Annotated in this window: 15 protein-coding genes and 1 pseudogene; 7 read left to right on the forward strand and 9 right to left on the reverse strand. The window is 67.8% G+C overall.

The window, feature by feature from the left end; translation table 11 throughout:
- Window positions 1-130 precede the first annotated feature (130 nt).
- Window positions 131-649 carry a transposase gene (locus ACFOYX_RS28610; protein WP_322443449.1) on the reverse strand — a complete coding sequence of 173 codons (519 nt, stop codon included), beginning with the start codon at window positions 647-649 and terminating at the stop codon, window positions 131-133.
- Here ACFOYX_RS28610 and ACFOYX_RS28615 point away from each other — a divergent pair.
- Window positions 648-842 carry a hypothetical protein gene (locus ACFOYX_RS28615; protein ID WP_322443448.1) on the forward strand — a complete coding sequence of 65 codons (195 nt, stop codon included), beginning with the start codon at window positions 648-650 and terminating at the stop codon, window positions 840-842. The two genes, ACFOYX_RS28610 and ACFOYX_RS28615, sit on opposite strands and share 2 nt — an antisense overlap.
- A gap of 523 nt (window positions 843-1,365) precedes the next feature.
- Here the strand turns inward: ACFOYX_RS28615 and ACFOYX_RS28620 are convergent.
- On the reverse strand, window positions 1,366-1,554 hold the full coding sequence (locus tag ACFOYX_RS28620; protein WP_322443447.1) for a hypothetical protein: 189 nt from the start codon (window positions 1,552-1,554) through the stop codon (window positions 1,366-1,368).
- Between the two features lie 295 nt (window positions 1,555-1,849).
- On the opposite strand from ACFOYX_RS28620, the gene ACFOYX_RS28625 reads away from it, so the two are divergent.
- Complete coding sequence (locus tag ACFOYX_RS28625) at window positions 1,850-2,362, forward strand: integrase core domain-containing protein (RefSeq protein ID WP_322443446.1); 513 nt, start codon at window positions 1,850-1,852, stop codon at window positions 2,360-2,362.
- Here the strand turns inward: ACFOYX_RS28625 and ACFOYX_RS28630 are convergent.
- The 5 genes from ACFOYX_RS28630 to ACFOYX_RS28650 all read right to left on the reverse strand — a co-directional run bounded on the left by ACFOYX_RS28630 (window position 2,292) and on the right by ACFOYX_RS28650 (window position 8,133).
- Window positions 2,292-3,161: a hypothetical protein gene (locus ACFOYX_RS28630; RefSeq protein WP_322443445.1), complete on the reverse strand. Its 870-nt coding sequence runs from the start codon at window positions 3,159-3,161 to the stop codon at window positions 2,292-2,294. The two genes, ACFOYX_RS28625 and ACFOYX_RS28630, sit on opposite strands and share 71 nt — an antisense overlap.
- Before the next feature lie 209 nt (window positions 3,162-3,370).
- Window positions 3,371-3,559: a hypothetical protein gene (locus ACFOYX_RS28635; protein WP_322443444.1), complete on the reverse strand. Its 189-nt coding sequence runs from the start codon at window positions 3,557-3,559 to the stop codon at window positions 3,371-3,373.
- 450 nt (window positions 3,560-4,009) lie between these two features.
- Complete coding sequence (locus ACFOYX_RS28640) at window positions 4,010-5,035, reverse strand: IS110 family transposase (RefSeq protein ID WP_322443443.1); 1,026 nt, start codon at window positions 5,033-5,035, stop codon at window positions 4,010-4,012.
- Window positions 5,036-5,420: 385 nt separating this feature from the next.
- A complete protein-coding gene (locus tag ACFOYX_RS28645) occupies window positions 5,421-7,526 on the reverse strand; it encodes a hypothetical protein (protein ID WP_322443442.1) in 2,106 nt (701 codons plus the stop codon).
- A gap of 166 nt (window positions 7,527-7,692) precedes the next feature.
- Window positions 7,693-8,133, reverse strand: coding sequence for a hypothetical protein (locus ACFOYX_RS28650; RefSeq protein WP_322443441.1), 441 nt, complete (start codon window positions 8,131-8,133; stop codon window positions 7,693-7,695).
- Between the two features lie 295 nt (window positions 8,134-8,428).
- Here ACFOYX_RS28650 and ACFOYX_RS28655 point away from each other — a divergent pair, with 295 nt between their 5' ends.
- The gene (locus ACFOYX_RS28655; RefSeq protein WP_322443440.1) at window positions 8,429-9,451 is read left to right on the forward strand and encodes an IS110 family transposase; all 1,023 of its coding nucleotides are present in this window, start codon (window positions 8,429-8,431) and stop codon (window positions 9,449-9,451) included.
- A 488-nt stretch (window positions 9,452-9,939) separates the two neighbouring features.
- On the opposite strand, the pseudogene ACFOYX_RS28660 reads toward ACFOYX_RS28655, so the two are convergent.
- Window positions 9,940-10,056, reverse strand: a pseudogene (locus ACFOYX_RS28660) (transposase); the annotation flags it as partial.
- A 105-nt stretch (window positions 10,057-10,161) separates the two neighbouring features.
- Here ACFOYX_RS28660 and ACFOYX_RS28665 point away from each other — a divergent pair.
- The gene (locus ACFOYX_RS28665; protein WP_322443439.1) at window positions 10,162-10,620 is read left to right on the forward strand and encodes a transposase family protein; all 459 of its coding nucleotides are present in this window, start codon (window positions 10,162-10,164) and stop codon (window positions 10,618-10,620) included.
- Complete coding sequence (locus ACFOYX_RS28670; protein WP_322443438.1) at window positions 10,617-11,231, forward strand: ISAs1 family transposase; 615 nt, start codon at window positions 10,617-10,619, stop codon at window positions 11,229-11,231. The genes ACFOYX_RS28665 and ACFOYX_RS28670 overlap by 4 nt, the downstream gene beginning before the upstream one ends.
- A gap of 80 nt (window positions 11,232-11,311) precedes the next feature.
- On the opposite strand, the gene ACFOYX_RS28675 is transcribed toward ACFOYX_RS28670, so the two are convergent.
- The gene (locus ACFOYX_RS28675; protein WP_322443437.1) at window positions 11,312-12,136 is read right to left on the reverse strand and encodes a hypothetical protein; all 825 of its coding nucleotides are present in this window, start codon (window positions 12,134-12,136) and stop codon (window positions 11,312-11,314) included.
- A gap of 293 nt (window positions 12,137-12,429) precedes the next feature.
- On the opposite strand from ACFOYX_RS28675, the gene ACFOYX_RS28680 reads away from it, so the two are divergent.
- Window positions 12,430-12,921 carry a hypothetical protein gene (locus tag ACFOYX_RS28680; protein ID WP_322443436.1) on the forward strand — a complete coding sequence of 164 codons (492 nt, stop codon included), beginning with the start codon at window positions 12,430-12,432 and terminating at the stop codon, window positions 12,919-12,921.
- Window positions 12,922-12,936: 15 nt separating this feature from the next.
- The gene (locus ACFOYX_RS28685) at window positions 12,937-15,528 is read left to right on the forward strand and encodes a tetratricopeptide repeat protein (protein ID WP_322443435.1); all 2,592 of its coding nucleotides are present in this window, start codon (window positions 12,937-12,939) and stop codon (window positions 15,526-15,528) included.
- Window positions 15,529-15,558 lie beyond the last annotated feature (30 nt).

Below are 15,558 nucleotides of genomic sequence, written 5' to 3' on the forward strand. Positions count from 1 at the left end.
TCCAAAAGATCAACCAACCGCCTCAACAACCTTGATCAACAGTTAGCGAAAGACCGAGGTTAGTGGACCTGCCAGAGTCGCCGGCACGGTCGCATCGCGCGACTCTGCTGGCCAACCTGCGGCAATCGGTTTAGGGAACCCTTGCTCTATCCCCCGAGCTACGAGGGCGCGAGCATCTGCTGCCGACTGCCGGCAGGCGGTTCGCGCGCTTGTCGATGAGGACGACGATCAGCGAGCCGTCGAGCGGTTCGCGTAGCCAGATGAGGATGTCGGCGATCTGGACGGTGGCGCGGTAGCGGCAGGCGAGCTTGTCGTATCTGGTGGCCACGGCGCGGAACTGCTTGCGCCGGTTCATCAGCCGTTCGATGGTGTTGCGCTGCCGGTAGCGGTGCGGGCGGAACGAGGGCGGACGACCACCGCGTGACCCTTTCCGGGTCCGGTGGGCTTTCTGGTCGTCTTCTTCTGGGATGTCGTGGGGGATGCGCCGGGCCCGCAGCGATCGGCGGTTGCCGCGCGAGCTGTAGGCCTTGTCCGCGCAGAGGGAATCGAGGCGTTTGCGGGGGCGGCCTACCTGGACCAGCCGGTGCAACGGGCCTGACGCCAAGGGTGAGTGCCGCACCGGCCCGCACGGCGAACGCATCCAGATCATGGACTTCGGTCCCGACTCCGCCGGGGTCTGGGGCCGCACCGTTACGGTCTACAGTGGACAAACCACGATCCTGGCCGGGGCGCACAACGCACCCGAGTCCGACAACAGCCGGCCCACGATGACGGAACCACCGCTGACCGTGGAGCAGCTCATTGCCCTGGCCTGCGACCCTGCGCTCGTTCTCTTCCCATAGCCCGGACTGCTTGCGTTCGCCACCGGTCGCCTGTGTTCCGGCCATCCGCACCCGGTTGCCGCACTCGCCACGCCCACGCCCTAGCCGCCGACCGCGCGCCGAGACGCGGGCAACGAGCATCCGATCCACTGGCCGCATCGAGTATGCGCGCGGAATTGCCGTCGTCATGCCGACGGGACCTGCACTTTGGCCTCCAAGATCAGGCGCGCTCATCTCGGCTAGATCCGGTCGTGCCGTCGGACCCGCCCGACTTGCGGCATGTGCGTGCACCTGATCGAGGAGCAGGGGCGACGCCGCGCTGTGCCTGCCGAAAACCTCGTCCGCCCTGGTGAGAGCAGGTCCGCCGCTCGGTACCCCTTCCGCGTCGGCGGGTCACCCGGCCTACTACAGGTGGCCGCTTGGGCGGCATGATGACCGGTCGTGCTGATGCGATTGGCCTATCTGACGGTGTCGAACGAACGTGTTCGCCGTGCTGCGGCTTCTTCCGGTCGGTGACCGGGACAAGGACGCGGAGATCCTTGCCTCACGGCACCAACTCGGCGTCCTTCAGCGGCAACTTGGCGGCCGACGTATCTGGTTCAGCCCGGCCGAGCGGGCGTTGCTGGCGGCGCTGCTGCAACCGATGCCGCGGCAGGCGTTGCGCGGGTTGCGGCTGCTGGTACGCCCAGACACGATCCTGCGCTGGCACCGGGACCTGCTCGCTCGACAGCACGCCGCACGATCGCGGTCGAAACGTCCGGGGCGGCCACCGACCCTACGGTCGATCCGTGCCCTGGTCCTGCGGCTGGTCACCGAGAATCCCGGATGGGGATACCGCCGCGTGCACGGGGAACTGCTGGTCCTGGGCATCAAGGTCGCCCCGTCGACCGTGTGGGAGATCCTCAAACAGGCCGGCATCGACCCCGCACGACCGAGCCTCCAGCACCTGGGCGCAGTTCCTACGCTCGCAGGCCGACGCCCTGCTGGCCTGCGACTTCTTCTAGACCACCACACTGTTCGGTACCCACATGTACGTGCTCGCGGTCATCGAGCACACCACCCGCCGGGTACGCATCCTCGGCGCCACCGCCCACCCGACCGCCGTCTGGGTCACCCAGGCCGCCAGAAACCTGGCCATGGGCCTACAGGACGCCGGCGTACGGGCCCGGTACCTGATCCGTGACCGGGACGGCAAGTTCCCCGACCTGTTCGACGCGATCCTGTCCGATACGGGAATCGAGGTGATCCTCACCGGCGTCCGCATGCCCCGTATGAACGCGATCATGGAACGGTGGGTACGTACCTGCCGCCGGGAACTGCTCGACCGCACCCTCATCTTCAACCAGCGCCACCTGCTGCGGGCACTCGGTGAGTTCGAGCGGCACTACAACGAGCACCGACCACATCAAGGCATTGCCAACGCCCGACCGCTGGCTACACTCCCCCAACCGCTGACCGACGCGGCCGCGATCAGCCAGTTGCGCATCGAGCGAAGTGATCGACTGGGCGGCATCCTCCACGAGTACCGATGTGCCGCTTGAGCAGCACGGACGAGGTTTTCGGCAGGCACACGGTCGGCCGCGGGTGGTGCGCCACGCTCTCGAGCGCGGCGGCCCCGTTTGGCGCAGCCTTCTGTCGATGTTGTCCTTCTGGAACGCGGCGAGGTTCGCGTGGAACGCGGTGTTCGCGACAATCATGTGGGTTGGCCCGCTGCAGTTGGTACTCGTTGAACGGGCCATCCAAAGACGTCGGTGTCGCTTCCTCCGGCGGCGGCTCGATCCCCAGAACCTGACTCAGACCCATCTGTAGGGTGCGTCGCGTGACAGGGGCGTTGTCCGTTCGCTCGACCACAACGAAGTCCAGTGGGGCGCTGTTGACCGCGAACAACGCCTGCCGTGCGATGGCTTGGAAGGTACCGGGTTCGGGCTGCTGAATGGCAATGTCAAACGTTTCTCGGCCGAAGCGGACCTGCTCTCGGATGGTCCAGGCGAAGAAGAAGATGCGGCATGGGAGTACGAGGTCGCCCGCCTCATACGCCTTCGATCCGATCTCAAGCCAACGCTGCCAAGGTCGCTCGTAGATCGCGGTGGCGCTGCCCCCGTTCTGGTGGATCGCCGCCACGATCTGTTCGGCCGGTTCTACGGCGCCGCCGATCCTCGCGAAGCGTGTGACGGCGTCCCAGAAAACAGCGTCGCTAGCGCGCCCAACGATGCGCGTCCAGTCCTTCATCAATGAACTGGCCTCAGCCAACTGCTGCGGACCGATTTCAGGGAGCGGAGGCGGTGTCCAGCCCCTTGGGGTCGGCGGTTTCTGCTGAGACTTTTTTGAGAACAAGCCCATGGCGTTCCGTCCTTGTGCGTAAGAGACATGGGTTCTGCCGTCGGCTGCCGGCAAGGTGTTGCGAACTCAGCGCCGCTGTGACCCGGCCTGGGGTAAGCCGGATCACTGCTTCTTGCTGCGCTCTGAGCAACAGACGGTTCCGTCGTTCCAGCGCTCAAGCGGAGCGCCGCAGCACGATGACGTGGCCATCTCGAACTCCTTGCTTCCTGTCAGCCGAGTGCCTGGTCGAGGTACTGCGCCACCTCCCGCTGAACGGGAGCGGGAAGGCCGGCGAAGAAGGCAGGTCGATAGGACCTGGCGTTCGCCACCGCCTTGGCGAGTCCGTCGCTCTTGAGCTGTGCGGCCACTGCGGCGATCTGCTTGACGAACTCGTCCCGGTCCCCGGCGAACCCTCGCATGTAGGATCGCGCGAGACTGTCATTCCTGAAGGAGTGGGGCCGTGTCAACCCTTTTTGGTCGGACTGCTGCGACCGGTTTGTGCTGATTCCCGGCTCGGTGCAGGCAAACGCCGGTAAGGGGTAGGGGTCAAGGCTCGACCGGAGGTCGACCGCGTCAGCGGCTTGGTCTTGACGCCGATCCCGTGCGGCGCAGAATCGGTGCGCCGGGAGACACACGCTCGGCTGGTGAAGTTGTGGGGGTGTGGCCGTGTTCTTCACCGTCCATAATGTGGACGGGTTGGCAAGCCGGGAGGTCCCGGTGCCGGTCATTCCTTCGCCACGCGGGTCTGCCCTGGTGGCATGAAGTGAAACGGCCGCGGTCAGGCGGGGTCAATAAAATCACTCGACCACGCCGGCGGGGGGTCAGACAGACCACGACCTCGCGCCTGGCCGCGCCGGGACTGGGGGTGTTCATGCCGGTCGGGTGGCCAGGCAGCGGATGTGTCCGTCGCGGAGGCCGTAGAAGACGAGGGTGAGTAGTTCGCGGGCGGCGGCGACCTTGGCGATGTTGTTGCCTCGCCGGGCAGCGAGCCGGGCCTTGGTGGCGGCGAGGGGCCCGTGGTGGACGCGTTGGACGGCCTCGACCGCGGCCCAGCGGACGAGGTTGTTGCCCTGCTTGGTGATGCGCCCACGGTGGACTTTCGTGTCCGACTCGCGGTGCCGGGGTGTCATGCCGGCCCAGGAGCACAGCTGCTGCGGACGGGTGAACCGGGTGACATCGCCGATCTCGGCGACGAACACCGCGCCCAGCACCGGGCCCACGCCGGGCAGTGCCTGGATCGCCCGGAACCCCGCGTGGTGCTTCAACTCGGCGCTGACCCGTTTGCCGACCTGGTCGATCTCGAAGGTGTACGCGTCGATCAGGCGGAGCAGGGACAGCACGCGGGCCTGGAACGGTGGATCGAGCCGCAGCTCGTCGAGCTGCCGCCGGCCGGCCGCGCCGAACATGTCCGAGGGCGCCAGGGTGACGCCCTGCCGGGCAAGCACGGCGTGGACCTGCGCCTTGAGCCCGGAACGCAACGCGACGAGCTTGGCCCGATGCCGCACAGACTCCCGCAACGCCCGCACCTGCGGCGGCGCGATCCACGCCTCAGGCAGGCGGCCCATGCGCAACAGGTCGGCCAAGTCAGCGGCATCACGCTCGTCGTTCTTCACCCGCCGATACGCGAAACCTTTCACCCCCAACGGGTGAGCCAGGTGCACCGTGGCGCCGGCGTCGGCGAGGACGTCCGCGGCCCAGTACCAGCCATAGGTGGCCTCCAACACCACCTCAGGGGCCTCGCCCCACGAACTGACCTGCGCAGCGAACTCGACCGGGTCGCTGGCGATACGCACCACCGGACCGATCCGCTCGCCGTCCGGCCTCATCCGCACGATCACACTGCGCCGCCGGTGCAGATCTATCCCCACATACTGCCGGCCGTCGTACTCTGCCACTGGGGCCTCCTTCGTCGTGGTACGTCGTGACAACCCCAGGGAAACCCCTGACCAGGGTGACTGTCACGAGGAGCGGAGGCCCCGCTCCTTCATCGCATCAATCAGGCTCTCAATCTCGGGACTGTTCTTCTTGCCGAGCAACGCCATGCTGCTTCTCTCCTCGGATCAGTGGCGACGCGTCGAATCTAGTACGGCAGCCGCCATTGGCGGTCTGCCGTGTCGGGATGGGGTGGAGGTGTGCGAAGTGGACGTAGCTGGCTGCCGATCATCTGTCTGTGAGGACTACAAGATCGAAGGTGGCTGCAGCTGCCAGGGTAGCGGCCAGGCGCGTGGTTGTACCGGTCGATGTGTTCCTGCAGGCGCGCCGCGAACTCGACGACAGTGCTCATGTGAGGACGCCAGCCACGGTGGCGGCCACACCTATCCCGACGTGCACGGCGAGCACGATCCACGTGCCGATCACTGGGTGGCGGGGCACGGGCCTGCCCAGCCACGGCCGGAACAGTGCCCCGATGGCGATGGCGCTGACGGCCAACGACAGCCATGGCAGCGCGATGCACTGTGTGGCGACGAACGCGAGCGTGCCGAACCCTGACGAGCCCACGAGACCGACGGCGGGCAGGACCGAGACCACCAGCGCGGTGATCACGTAGACGAGCGCGGCCCGCCGTCGGCTGGACCAGGACGGCAGGCGACGTGACCGTGCCCCTGTCGCCTCCACGACATCGATCGCACCCTCCGCTTGCCAAACCAGGTAACCCGCGTCGCTACTGCCCGCGCCATCGTCCCGCTGGGCCGGCACGGACCGCCCTAGCTTGCCCAGCCGAAGTTCTAGATCCTGCAGGTGCCGTTCCTGCGCGGCCAGCGCAGCGGTCAGCCGAGGGGCGATGAGGTCCGACGAGGACACTGCCGAGGCGGCTTCCGCCGCCTGCCGATGCAGCGCCCATGCCCAAGCGAGCGCCTCCCGAGGGTCGGCCGACGCCTCCGGCTGGCCGGGCACCGGCGGTGTGGTGGGCGCGAGCCGGTCACGAGCGGCGCTTACCAGTGCCCCGGGCACCCTCCCCGCGAGCTTGTCCGCAACGAGCTTCACGGTGGCTTCCCGCAGCACCCCGCCTGCGGACTGGTCGCCAGGCTGCGCCCACGATGACGGATGCAACCGCATGCGTCGCTGCATTCGGGCACCAGCACGCACCATCACATCCCTGCCCTCGCGGCCACGACTCGCGAAAACCGCTCCCCGGCTCTGGCTGCCAATCAGCTCCGTCACCGAGCTTCGGATCTTGGCGACGAGCAGTGGTGTCGTGGAAGCCACCGATCCACCAGGAGTCACCGGTTGACCAATGGCCCATGACACCAGGACCACGCCCAGCCAGGTAGCGTCTCGGTTCGCCCGGTCGGCGTGGATCGCGTACAGCTCGCCGATCATCTTGATCTCGATGGCGGAGTGGACGACCACCTTGATTGCCTGGACGACGGGCGGCGGCCCAGGCAGCGCCGCGGCGGCGGCCCACGCCAGTCCGGCGAGCCCGCCGGCCTCGTTGATCACATGCTGGGACTGGACCTCGGGGTCGTCACCATACAGACCGCGCAGACTGTCAGCGGTTCGGATCGGCAGCCGCCCCGCCAACTCCGACAGGATTTGCGCGCTCCGCTCAGCTAGAACGTCTCTACCTTGCTCCGCCGCGCTGGCCGCCGCAGGCAGGCGCGCCCGGGCAGCTTCGGCGAAATCCTTGACCGCCCGCGTCCGATCGGCTGCGGACGAATCCTTGGCAAAGAGCACGCCCAAGCTGCTGAACGTGCCTTTGCCGGCCGTTGGTTCACCCATGGCTGCCTCTGGCTCCGCTGGCGGCGGCCCCACGCGGACACGGACAGCGGGCACGGGCTGCGGCACATCCGCCACATTGTCGCTGATCGAGCCGGACGCCGCGTCGCCCTTCTCTCGCCGAGCCAAGGCCAGTGCAGCCTCGAACACTGGCACGCCCCTTTCGGCGGCGCGCGCAAGCTCCTGCGCGCACACCTTCGCGACAACGCCAGCCGTCGCCGCCGTGCCGGTGGCGTCCCGTGTGACGACCTCTTTCTCATCTACACGGGAGAGCGCGGTTAAGGCCAGCGCCGACAGCTCGGCTCGGATGTCGTCCGGCGCCTCCCCGAGACCTGTATCCAGCGCCTCACCCCGAACCATGGTGGGCAGAAGGTGCTCGGTCCAGACCTCGGCAAACCAGGCGATGCGGGCCACCAGTTTCCAGTCCTGGTGCCCCGTGGCTTCGGCTACCGCAAGCAGCCACTGCCATGGCTTGCGTGTGGTGTCGTCAATGCCACGGCCGTTCTTCGTCGCGCCCAGGACGACCTCCGGGCCGCCCGGGCCGCCGGCACGGGCGATGGCACCCGCCGCCTCGCACATCGCGAGATGGCTACCGCCTGCGTTCGTCTCGAACTGTGCCAGCAGCGCATCTACGCGCGCGACATCGCCCGCAGCCACACTCGACGTCATCGGTTCTCCTACCGGGTGCTCGTAGCGTTGTGGAGCGCTCCGGAACGCCTTATGACCTGAGGAAACTGGTTCGATGCGGCGTTCGCGGCAACTGGCAGTAGCACACTTCCGAGGACGACTGCCAGAACTTTCAGTGCCCAACGTCCACTCATGACGACGCCTGAACTCAGGCAATCAGGTCGGAAATTGCTACGTAGGCCTGACGCACGGACCCCAGATCCTTTGGGCCGAAAGCGAAGACGAGGTCTCCCCGCCTGCTCACGATCGTGAGTGCGGGATAGGTCCCGTTCAGACCCCCTATTGCCCCGACCATACTTTTGGCGTTCCTTCGCTCCAAGTCGCCCAGGAAACCCGGTTTCACCGCGTAACCCTCTTTGACCTCCATGATGTCGTGCCGTTCGAAACGGTCGACGATCACGCTGAGCTTTCCGTACCAGGACTGTTTGAGCCAACCGACCAGTACGGCAACTGGAGTCACGTACATAACGGCAGTAAGCCATTTGCCTTGATCGCCGCCGTTGAGCCCCGAGCTGGACCCACGAAACTGCTGGTGGGGAGAGTCTGCGGCGCCAAGGTGGCTTCCCATTGCACCAACGATGTCTACCATCGGGACGCCTTTCCAGGTTGAATTGTGGGACGAGTCAACCGCCGCCCTAGGCGCTGATAAATCGAGTGTCGACCGAGGGTAAGAATAGCGGAGGTGTGGTTGCCGGCGGGATAACCGCAGTGTCGGATAAGACATTGACAGAGGACTGGGTTTCCTGCTATAGACGAATTCCGGCCCGAAGCAGAACTGATGTGATGAAGGAGCGGGGCCTCCGCTCCTCGTGAATCTCGCTCTGGGCGTGCCGTTGGGCGTTCACTCGGAGGTGTTCACGTCCGTCACGACGTTGGAGGCCCCTGTGAACACAGACTACGACGGTCGGCAGGTGGTGGGTATCGATCTGCACCGGCGGCGCACCGTGATCGTGCAGCAGAGCGAGGTCGGTGACCGGTTGGGTGTCACGCGGATCGACAATGACCCGTTCGTTCTGGCTGAGCAGGTCGCCGGGTGGGGTGAGGCGCCGCAGGTGGTGTTGGAGGCCACCTACGGCTGGTACTGGGCCGCTGACGTGCTCGCCGAGGCCGGCGCGCAGGTGCACCTGGCCCACCCGCTGGGTGTGAAGGGGTTCGCCTACCGGCGGGTCAAGAACGACGTGCGTGATGCCTCTGATCTTGCCGATCTGCTGCGCATGGGACGGCTGCCCGAGGCGTGGATCGCGCCACCGGCCACCCGTGAGCTACGTGAGTTGGTGCGTCACCGGGCGAAGCTGGTCGCAGTGCGTTCAGGGTTGAAGGCCGGGGTGCATGCGGTGCTGGCCAAGTGCGGCGTGAGCGTGCCGATGACCGATCTGTTCGGCGTCGCCGGGCAGCAGCTGCTCACCGAGCTGCGCCTGCCGGACGTCTACGCCGGGCGGATCGCCTCACTACGTAGGTTGATCGACGCGTTCGGCTTCGAGATCGACCTGTACGCCAAGATGACCGGCGCCCGCCTGTCCACCAACCCCGGCTATGTCGCGGTGCAGGCCATCGACGGTGTCGGCCCGATCCTGGCCGGGGTGTTCGTCGCCGAAATCGGCGAGGTGCACCGCTTCACCCGACCGGAGCAGTTGTGCTCCTGGGCCGGGCTGACCCCACGCCACCGCGAGTCCGACACCAAGGTCCGGCGTGGTCGGATCACCAAACAGGGCTCCACCCTCGTGCGGTGGGCCGCGGTCGAGGCGGTGCAACGCGTACGCCGTGGCCCGATCGCCGCCACCCGGGCCCGCATAGGCGAACACCGCGGCGCGAACATCGGCAAGGTCGCCGCCGCCCGCAAACTCCTCACGCTGGTCTACTACGGCCTCCGCGACGGACACATCCGTTGCCTGGCCCGATCGGCGTGAGCACCATCTGGACGCAGCCAGGACGCGAGGCCGACGCAGGTCTGACCCCCACCGGCCGGTGGCGCGGTCGACGCATCTGATTGACCCCGCCTGGCTGCGGCCGTACCACTCCATGGCGCCCATGTCGGCGGCGAAGGGATGACCGGCAACCAGACCCCCGGTTCTGACAGTTGCCACCTCGTCCACACCGGACGTTGGAGAGACGGCCCCCACAACCGAACCGCCCTGTTCCCGGCGCCACGATCATGCGCCACCCGGAGCCGGCATCAAGGCCAAGCCCCTGACGGGGGTCGACCTGCGGTCGAGCCTTGACCCCGACCCCTCGCTGGCGTTTGTCTGCACCGAGCCGGGAAACCGGCAGAAACCGGCCACAACCACCCCGGCGGTCGCGGGTTGACACGGCCCCACTCCTTCAGGGATGACCTGCTCGTTCCTTACGTCAGATGTTGATGCTTTGTCCTTCATCAACCACTGCGAGGCGAACAGTTGTCCGCGATGGACGAGATCGTCTGCTTCGACATCTCGGTGCGACACACCTCGGGCAGGTGCGCCGCGATCTCCCCGCGCGTCAGCCCCTTGGCCGACAGCGACAGCACCAGGTCGTCCCCAGGGCCATTGCGTGTTAGGTGGATGACCGTTTGAGCTGGGGTTATACGGGATGATCGGCCTTTGTGGAGGCAGTCGGGGCGGGTGAGATCGCCTAGGTGATCATGGAGTTCTTCAGGCTGCCAGGACACCTTCGAGGACCTCACCCGCGATGTCAGCATGCCCGATCTCCGTACTGTCCGCAGTCACCACCCCCCACCGACACCCCACCCCGTCTGGTAACCGAGTGTGAACAGGAAGGGCTGCTGCACGCGTTGTCAGCGGTGCCGGACCCCCGTAGTCCGCGCGGGTTGCGCTACCCGCTTGCCGGGCTCCTTGCCGTCGCGGTGTGCGCGGTCATGGCCGGCGCGTCGTCGGTCACCGCGATCGCGGACTGGCTGCACGACCTCGACGAGGCCGCCCGCGCCCGGCTCGGGTTCGGCCGGGGTGTGCCCGCCACGACCACGATGTGGCGGCTACTGATTCGCCTGGATGCCGACCTGCTCTCCACGATTCTCGCGGGCTGGCTACAGGCCCGGACCCGGCCGGCCGTGTCGCGGCGGCGCCGCGGTACCGGCAGGTGATCGCGATCGACGGCAAGACCCTGCGGGGTGCCCGCCGCGCCGACGGCGGCCAGGTGCATCTGCTGTCCGCGCTGGACACCAGTACCGGCATCGTCCTGGCCCAGGTCACCGTCGCGGCGAAATCCAACGAAATCCCCGCCTTCGCGCCGCTGCTGGACGCGGTCGAACAGGTCCTGGGCAGCCTGCACGGCCTGATCTTCGTCGCCGACGCACTGCATACCCAGACCGGGCACGCAGGCGAAATCGCCAAGCGGGGCGCTCATCTGCTGATCCCGGTCAAGGCCAACCAGCCGACTCTGTTCGCGCAGCTCAAGACCCTGCCCTGGGCGCAGATCCCGGTCGGCCGCCAGACCCGCGACCGCGGCCACGGCCGAGCCGAGACCCGCACCGTCAAGGCCGTCACCGTCAACACCCCCGGCGGCATCAGGTTCCCCCAGCAGGCCGTCCGGATCACCCGTACCCGCACCATCACCAGCAGCGGCAAGACCAGCCGCGAAACCGCAGATCTCACCATCTCGCTGCCCCCCGCCGACGCCCACCCAGCCGACCTGCAGGAGTGGATCCGCCGCGAATGGCTCATCGAAAATCTTTGCACCACGTCCGAGATGTAACGTTCCGTGAAGATTCACATCAAGCCCGGACCGGCAACGGACCCCGCCGTCATGGCCACCCTGCGTAACACCGCGATCGGCTACCACCGCACCAGCGGGGAAACCAACATCGCCCGCGCCACCCGACGCGCCAGCCGCTGCCCACACGACCTCATCACCGCCGTCACCAGCAGCAACCCCAGAACGCAATGACCCTGAGCTCGTCCCCCGGACACGGGGTCATGCCGGCGAGTAGTTTCGTCGTGAAGTATGCACGATCCTCGTGTTGACTGATCTCTATGCAATCGGGGGAGGCGCGGCTGGCGATCGACTGTGGCCGCGCCAGCACCGTGGCGGTGGTGGAGTGGCCCGAGGGCAGGTGGGCGCCGTTGATGTTCGACGGCGAAGCCAGACTGCCCACTGGGGTGTTCGTGGCCACCGACGGAGACCTGTTGACGGGGCAGAAGGCGTGGCAGGCCGCCGTTGAGCAACCTGCCCGGTTCATTCCCGCACCTCGACGTCCGGTCCATTCGCGACGGCGTCCAGACGGCGGTGCCGTCGTCGGCCGTCGCGATCTCCTGCCACGGCCCGTACGGGTCGCCCGGCGTCTGGTTCTGCGTCCACCAGGACGCGAGCCAGACGGCTCCGCGGTGGGTCACTTCGTACTGCTCGACGTCGGCGCCGCCGTTGTAGGCCGGCGCCGCCCAGGTGACGGTGACGGCTTTTCCGTCGACCGTCGCCTCGACGGTCCGTGGGGCCTCGGGCGCCGAGGGCTTGGCCACCGTGAATGACCGCACCGCGCTGCGGGTGATGTGCTCGGCGCCGTCGCGCAGCTCGGCGTACCACTCGTACGTCGCGCCGCGCTCCACGCCGGACAGCTCCACCGACGCCGGGTGGGCGCCGACGACCGTCTGCGTCTCGCCCACCTGGGCACGGGCCCCGACCCCGACCGAGAGAGGGACTCCGCCGCCAGGGCCCGCGCCGTCGTCCCGCCGAGGTCGATCTCGGGCATGAAGTTCTCGGTCTCGGCCCCGTGGAAGCCCGGGATGGCGCCGGCCGGCACCGTGTGGTGCCAGCGGTAACCTCCTCCTCGGCAGGATGCCAAGTCAGGAGGTGTCCGGTCTCAGGGGATTCACTTCAACCTGATCCTCCCGCGCTGCTTCGTGCTTGCAGTAGCGATTGGCATTGTGCCGACTGGCGGACGTGTCTTGTTGACGACTTGTCCAACCTGACCGGCCTGCCCGCAAGTAACATCCCGGTTCTGCGGCCGCTGGAGACGCCGCAATGGATCATCGGAGTGTTCATGCCGCTGTTCGGAGGCAAGAAGCAAAAATCCCTGTTGCCGGCCGACATCGCACGACGCATGGTCATATACGGCAAGTTCGAGTTCGCGCCTCAGCAGAGCGGCCCGGATGCCGCTAGGCATTTGAACGAGCTGATCTACGGGCCGCTTTATCCGATAGCGTCGGCGAATCCCGACGGCTTCATTACGGCGTCGGCGGCAGCGGTGCTACCGAGCGGGGCATGGGCAGTCTATGGCGGGCAGCGTTGCGTCCGAGACCTGGTCACTGCGCGCACAAGCCATCCCGACTACGTCGCCATGGTCGATGCCGCGATGCAGTTCCTCAGAAGTCAAGGATACGGACTCATGTACGTCGCTCCAGTCGACTTGGAGGTATGGCGTGAACTGCATCCGGATGAGGCGTGGTAGGAGAGCGTTGCCTCGATGACGGAATTCGACGATCTCTTCGACCCCCAGTACGCCGCCGTGGACCTCTTCACCAACCGGGTGCCGGAAAACCGCGTCTTCGCGGACGCCGTACTGATGCACCTTGAGCGAGTGCTCGACGGCGTCGCCATCCTGGGAGACCCGGTCCGGCGTAACGTCGTGAGCTTCTACGGCATCGGTGGAATCGGTAAGACCATGTTGTCGCAGCGGCTGGAGGACTGGCTCCGTGGCGAGCTCACGGGGTCCACGGACTGGGGCGACCGGCCGGTCTTCGACCAGTCCGTCCACACCGCACGGATCGACTTCCACGGCAGCAAGGTCGTCAGTGCGATCGACATCCTGCTCGTCCTGCGCGCGGCCCTGGCCGGCGAGGGCCGGACTTTTCCGGCCTTCGACGTCGGGCTGGCCGCCTGGTGGGCACTGGCCCGCCCCGGCGAGCCGCTGCCCGTGATCGCGAAGGCCGGGGGACTCGACGTCCGGGCGCAGATCGCCGCTACCCTCACCGACGCCCTCGGCGGGGCCCTCGACGACACCCTGCGCGACGTCGTCAGCGATGCCGGCGGCAGGCTCGGTATCGGCCCGTTCAGCGTCCGAATGGGGGTCAGGATCGTCGACGCCGTCCGGCAGCGACGGCTGCGGGGCCGGCTGCTCCGCGAGTGCGACCCGCTCGTGGCGATCACCGAGCGGGCCCGCCGGGACCCCTCCCAGGATATCGCCTCGAGCCTGGCCGGCCTGCTCTCATGGGACTTCGAGCACCTGCTTCCGGGCGAAAGGCCGCTGGTGGTCGCGTTCGCGGACGCCGCCGAGTACATCCAGGATGCCGACCGCGTACAGGAGGCGCTGTTCAACCGCATCGTGTACCTGACCCCCGCGATCCTATGGGTGGTGACCTCGCAGCGGAGCCTCGACTGGACGAGCCCGGCGACAGACGGAGTGCTGCCCAAGACCGGCCCGGGAACGTGGCCGGGGCTGTGCAGCCCCCCTCGGGCCGAGCCGAGCCAGCACCTCGTCGGGGATCTGTCGGATGCCGACGTCATGCGTTACCTGAGCAGGGCGTCCGGCACCGGCGGCACCCCGGTGCTCAGCGACGAGGTGATGAACCGCATCCTGCGAGGAGCGCACGGGCTGCCGCTGTACCTCGATCTTTCCCTGTCGATCGCCCGGGCCCACGGTGGAAAGCGGCTGGATTCGCGGCAGTTCGGCGGCCCCCTGCCGGCGCTGGTGACCCGGGTCTTCGCCGACCTGCCCGAGGAGGAGCGGAAGCTCGCTCGTACGGCCAGCCTGCTGCCGCGGTTCGACCCTGCCCTGGTCGCGCGGGCTGCGGGGCTGCTCGAAGGCGATGCGCGGCGACTCTGCGCCCGCGCCCTGGTCCGCAGGGACGAGCATCCAAGATTTCCGTACCGGTTGCACGACGCCGTCCGCACGGCACTGGCCGACGAGGCGCCGAGCAACCGAGGCGCCTGGACTGCCCCGGATCGCCTCGCCCGGGCCCAAGACCTGCTCGACGCGCTGCGGCAGCGGCACGACGGCGTGCTGAACGACATCGACCACCGGCTCGACCTGCTTCAGCTCGCCGCCGGGCTGTGCGCGGAGCACGGCATCGAGGCGCCCTGGCTGCGCAAAGCGTTGTTCGAGCTTCCCGGGATGAGCCGGACCGCCGAACGGCTCCCGCCGCCCGACGACCGCACCTGGATGGGCCAACTGTCGCGCTTCTTCGAGGCGTGGCGCGGTCGGACGACCCGCGAGCGAATCGATTACCTGGAGGACCTGGTCACCACGCCACTGCCGCACGACGTCGCCCGCGCCGCCCGACTGTTCCTCGCGTACGCCCACCGCACGGCCGGTGACGCGGACCGCGCGCTGCCCATCCTCCAAGCGCTGCTCGCCGCCGAGCCCGACTCTTCGCTACTGCGATACCAGCTGGGACGAACGCTACACACCCTCGGGCGGTACGACGAGCTGGACGTCCTTCTGCGAGAGTCCCCGCCGGCCGACCCCACGGAAGTCGAGCGGCTGCGCAGCGACCTCGCCTTCGAGCGCGGGCAGCTAACCGTGGCGATGGCGGGCGCGGCGGCCCGGGCCGAGTATCTGCATGCGGCGGGGCGGCACCGGGTCGCGACGGAGAATCAATCGGCGGCGTTGTGGCGCGCCGCCCTCGCTGGCCGCGCCACGGTCGCGGAGTGCGACGCCATGATCGCCAAGGCGGACCGCTCCGGCGCCTGGCTGATCATGCGGACCTCCCTCGCCGCCAAGGCGATCTGCCTGGTGGGCGACGAGCCGGCGGTGTCCGCGATCCTCGCCGAGGCGGCGTCGATCATCCGGGCCCGCTCCGGCTTCCCGGGTTGGCGGGAGTGGTCGGCCGAGCTCCTCCACGCCCTGCGCCTCGATGACCGCCACCGGATCGCCGCGGTGCGTGAGCAGTGGGACGCCCGCCAGCCAACGTGTACGCCGAACTACCGGCTGGTCGACCAACTGTTCCGGCATGCCGGCTACCCGCCCAGCTACCCGCCCCTGCCGGACGACGCCGAGCCGGCGAACGTGGATGGGCGTTGGCACGCCATCATCAGCAGGATTATCGAACGAACCTAGCGGCTACTACGGCAGCCGCCAATGGCTAGT

The organism is Micromonospora sp. GCM10011541 (assembly GCF_042650725.1).
Classification (GTDB): Bacteria; Actinomycetota; Actinomycetes; order Mycobacteriales; family Micromonosporaceae; genus Micromonospora; species Micromonospora sicca.

Excerpts from the sequence above, each read along its gene's own strand:
- ACFOYX_RS28645 (WP_322443442.1), bottom strand. The coding sequence starts at position 7,526 with ATGACGTCGAGTGTGGCTGCGGGCGATGTCGCGCGCGTAGATGCGCTG.
- ACFOYX_RS28630 (WP_322443445.1), bottom strand. The coding sequence starts at position 3,161 with ATGGGCTTGTTCTCAAAAAAGTCTCAGCAGAAACCGCCGACCCCAAGG.
- ACFOYX_RS28635 (WP_322443444.1), bottom strand. The coding sequence starts at position 3,559 with ATGCGAGGGTTCGCCGGGGACCGGGACGAGTTCGTCAAGCAGATCGCC.
- ACFOYX_RS28610 (WP_322443449.1), bottom strand. The coding sequence starts at position 649 with ATGATCTGGATGCGTTCGCCGTGCGGGCCGGTGCGGCACTCACCCTTG.
- ACFOYX_RS28650 (WP_322443441.1), bottom strand. The coding sequence starts at position 8,133 with ATGGTAGACATCGTTGGTGCAATGGGAAGCCACCTTGGCGCCGCAGAC.
- ACFOYX_RS28625 (WP_322443446.1), top strand. The coding sequence starts at position 1,850 with ATGTACGTGCTCGCGGTCATCGAGCACACCACCCGCCGGGTACGCATC.
- ACFOYX_RS28665 (WP_322443439.1), top strand. The coding sequence starts at position 10,162 with ATGGAGTTCTTCAGGCTGCCAGGACACCTTCGAGGACCTCACCCGCGA.
- ACFOYX_RS28615 (WP_322443448.1), top strand. The coding sequence starts at position 648 with ATGGACTTCGGTCCCGACTCCGCCGGGGTCTGGGGCCGCACCGTTACG.
- ACFOYX_RS28685 (WP_322443435.1), top strand. The coding sequence starts at position 12,937 with ATGACGGAATTCGACGATCTCTTCGACCCCCAGTACGCCGCCGTGGAC.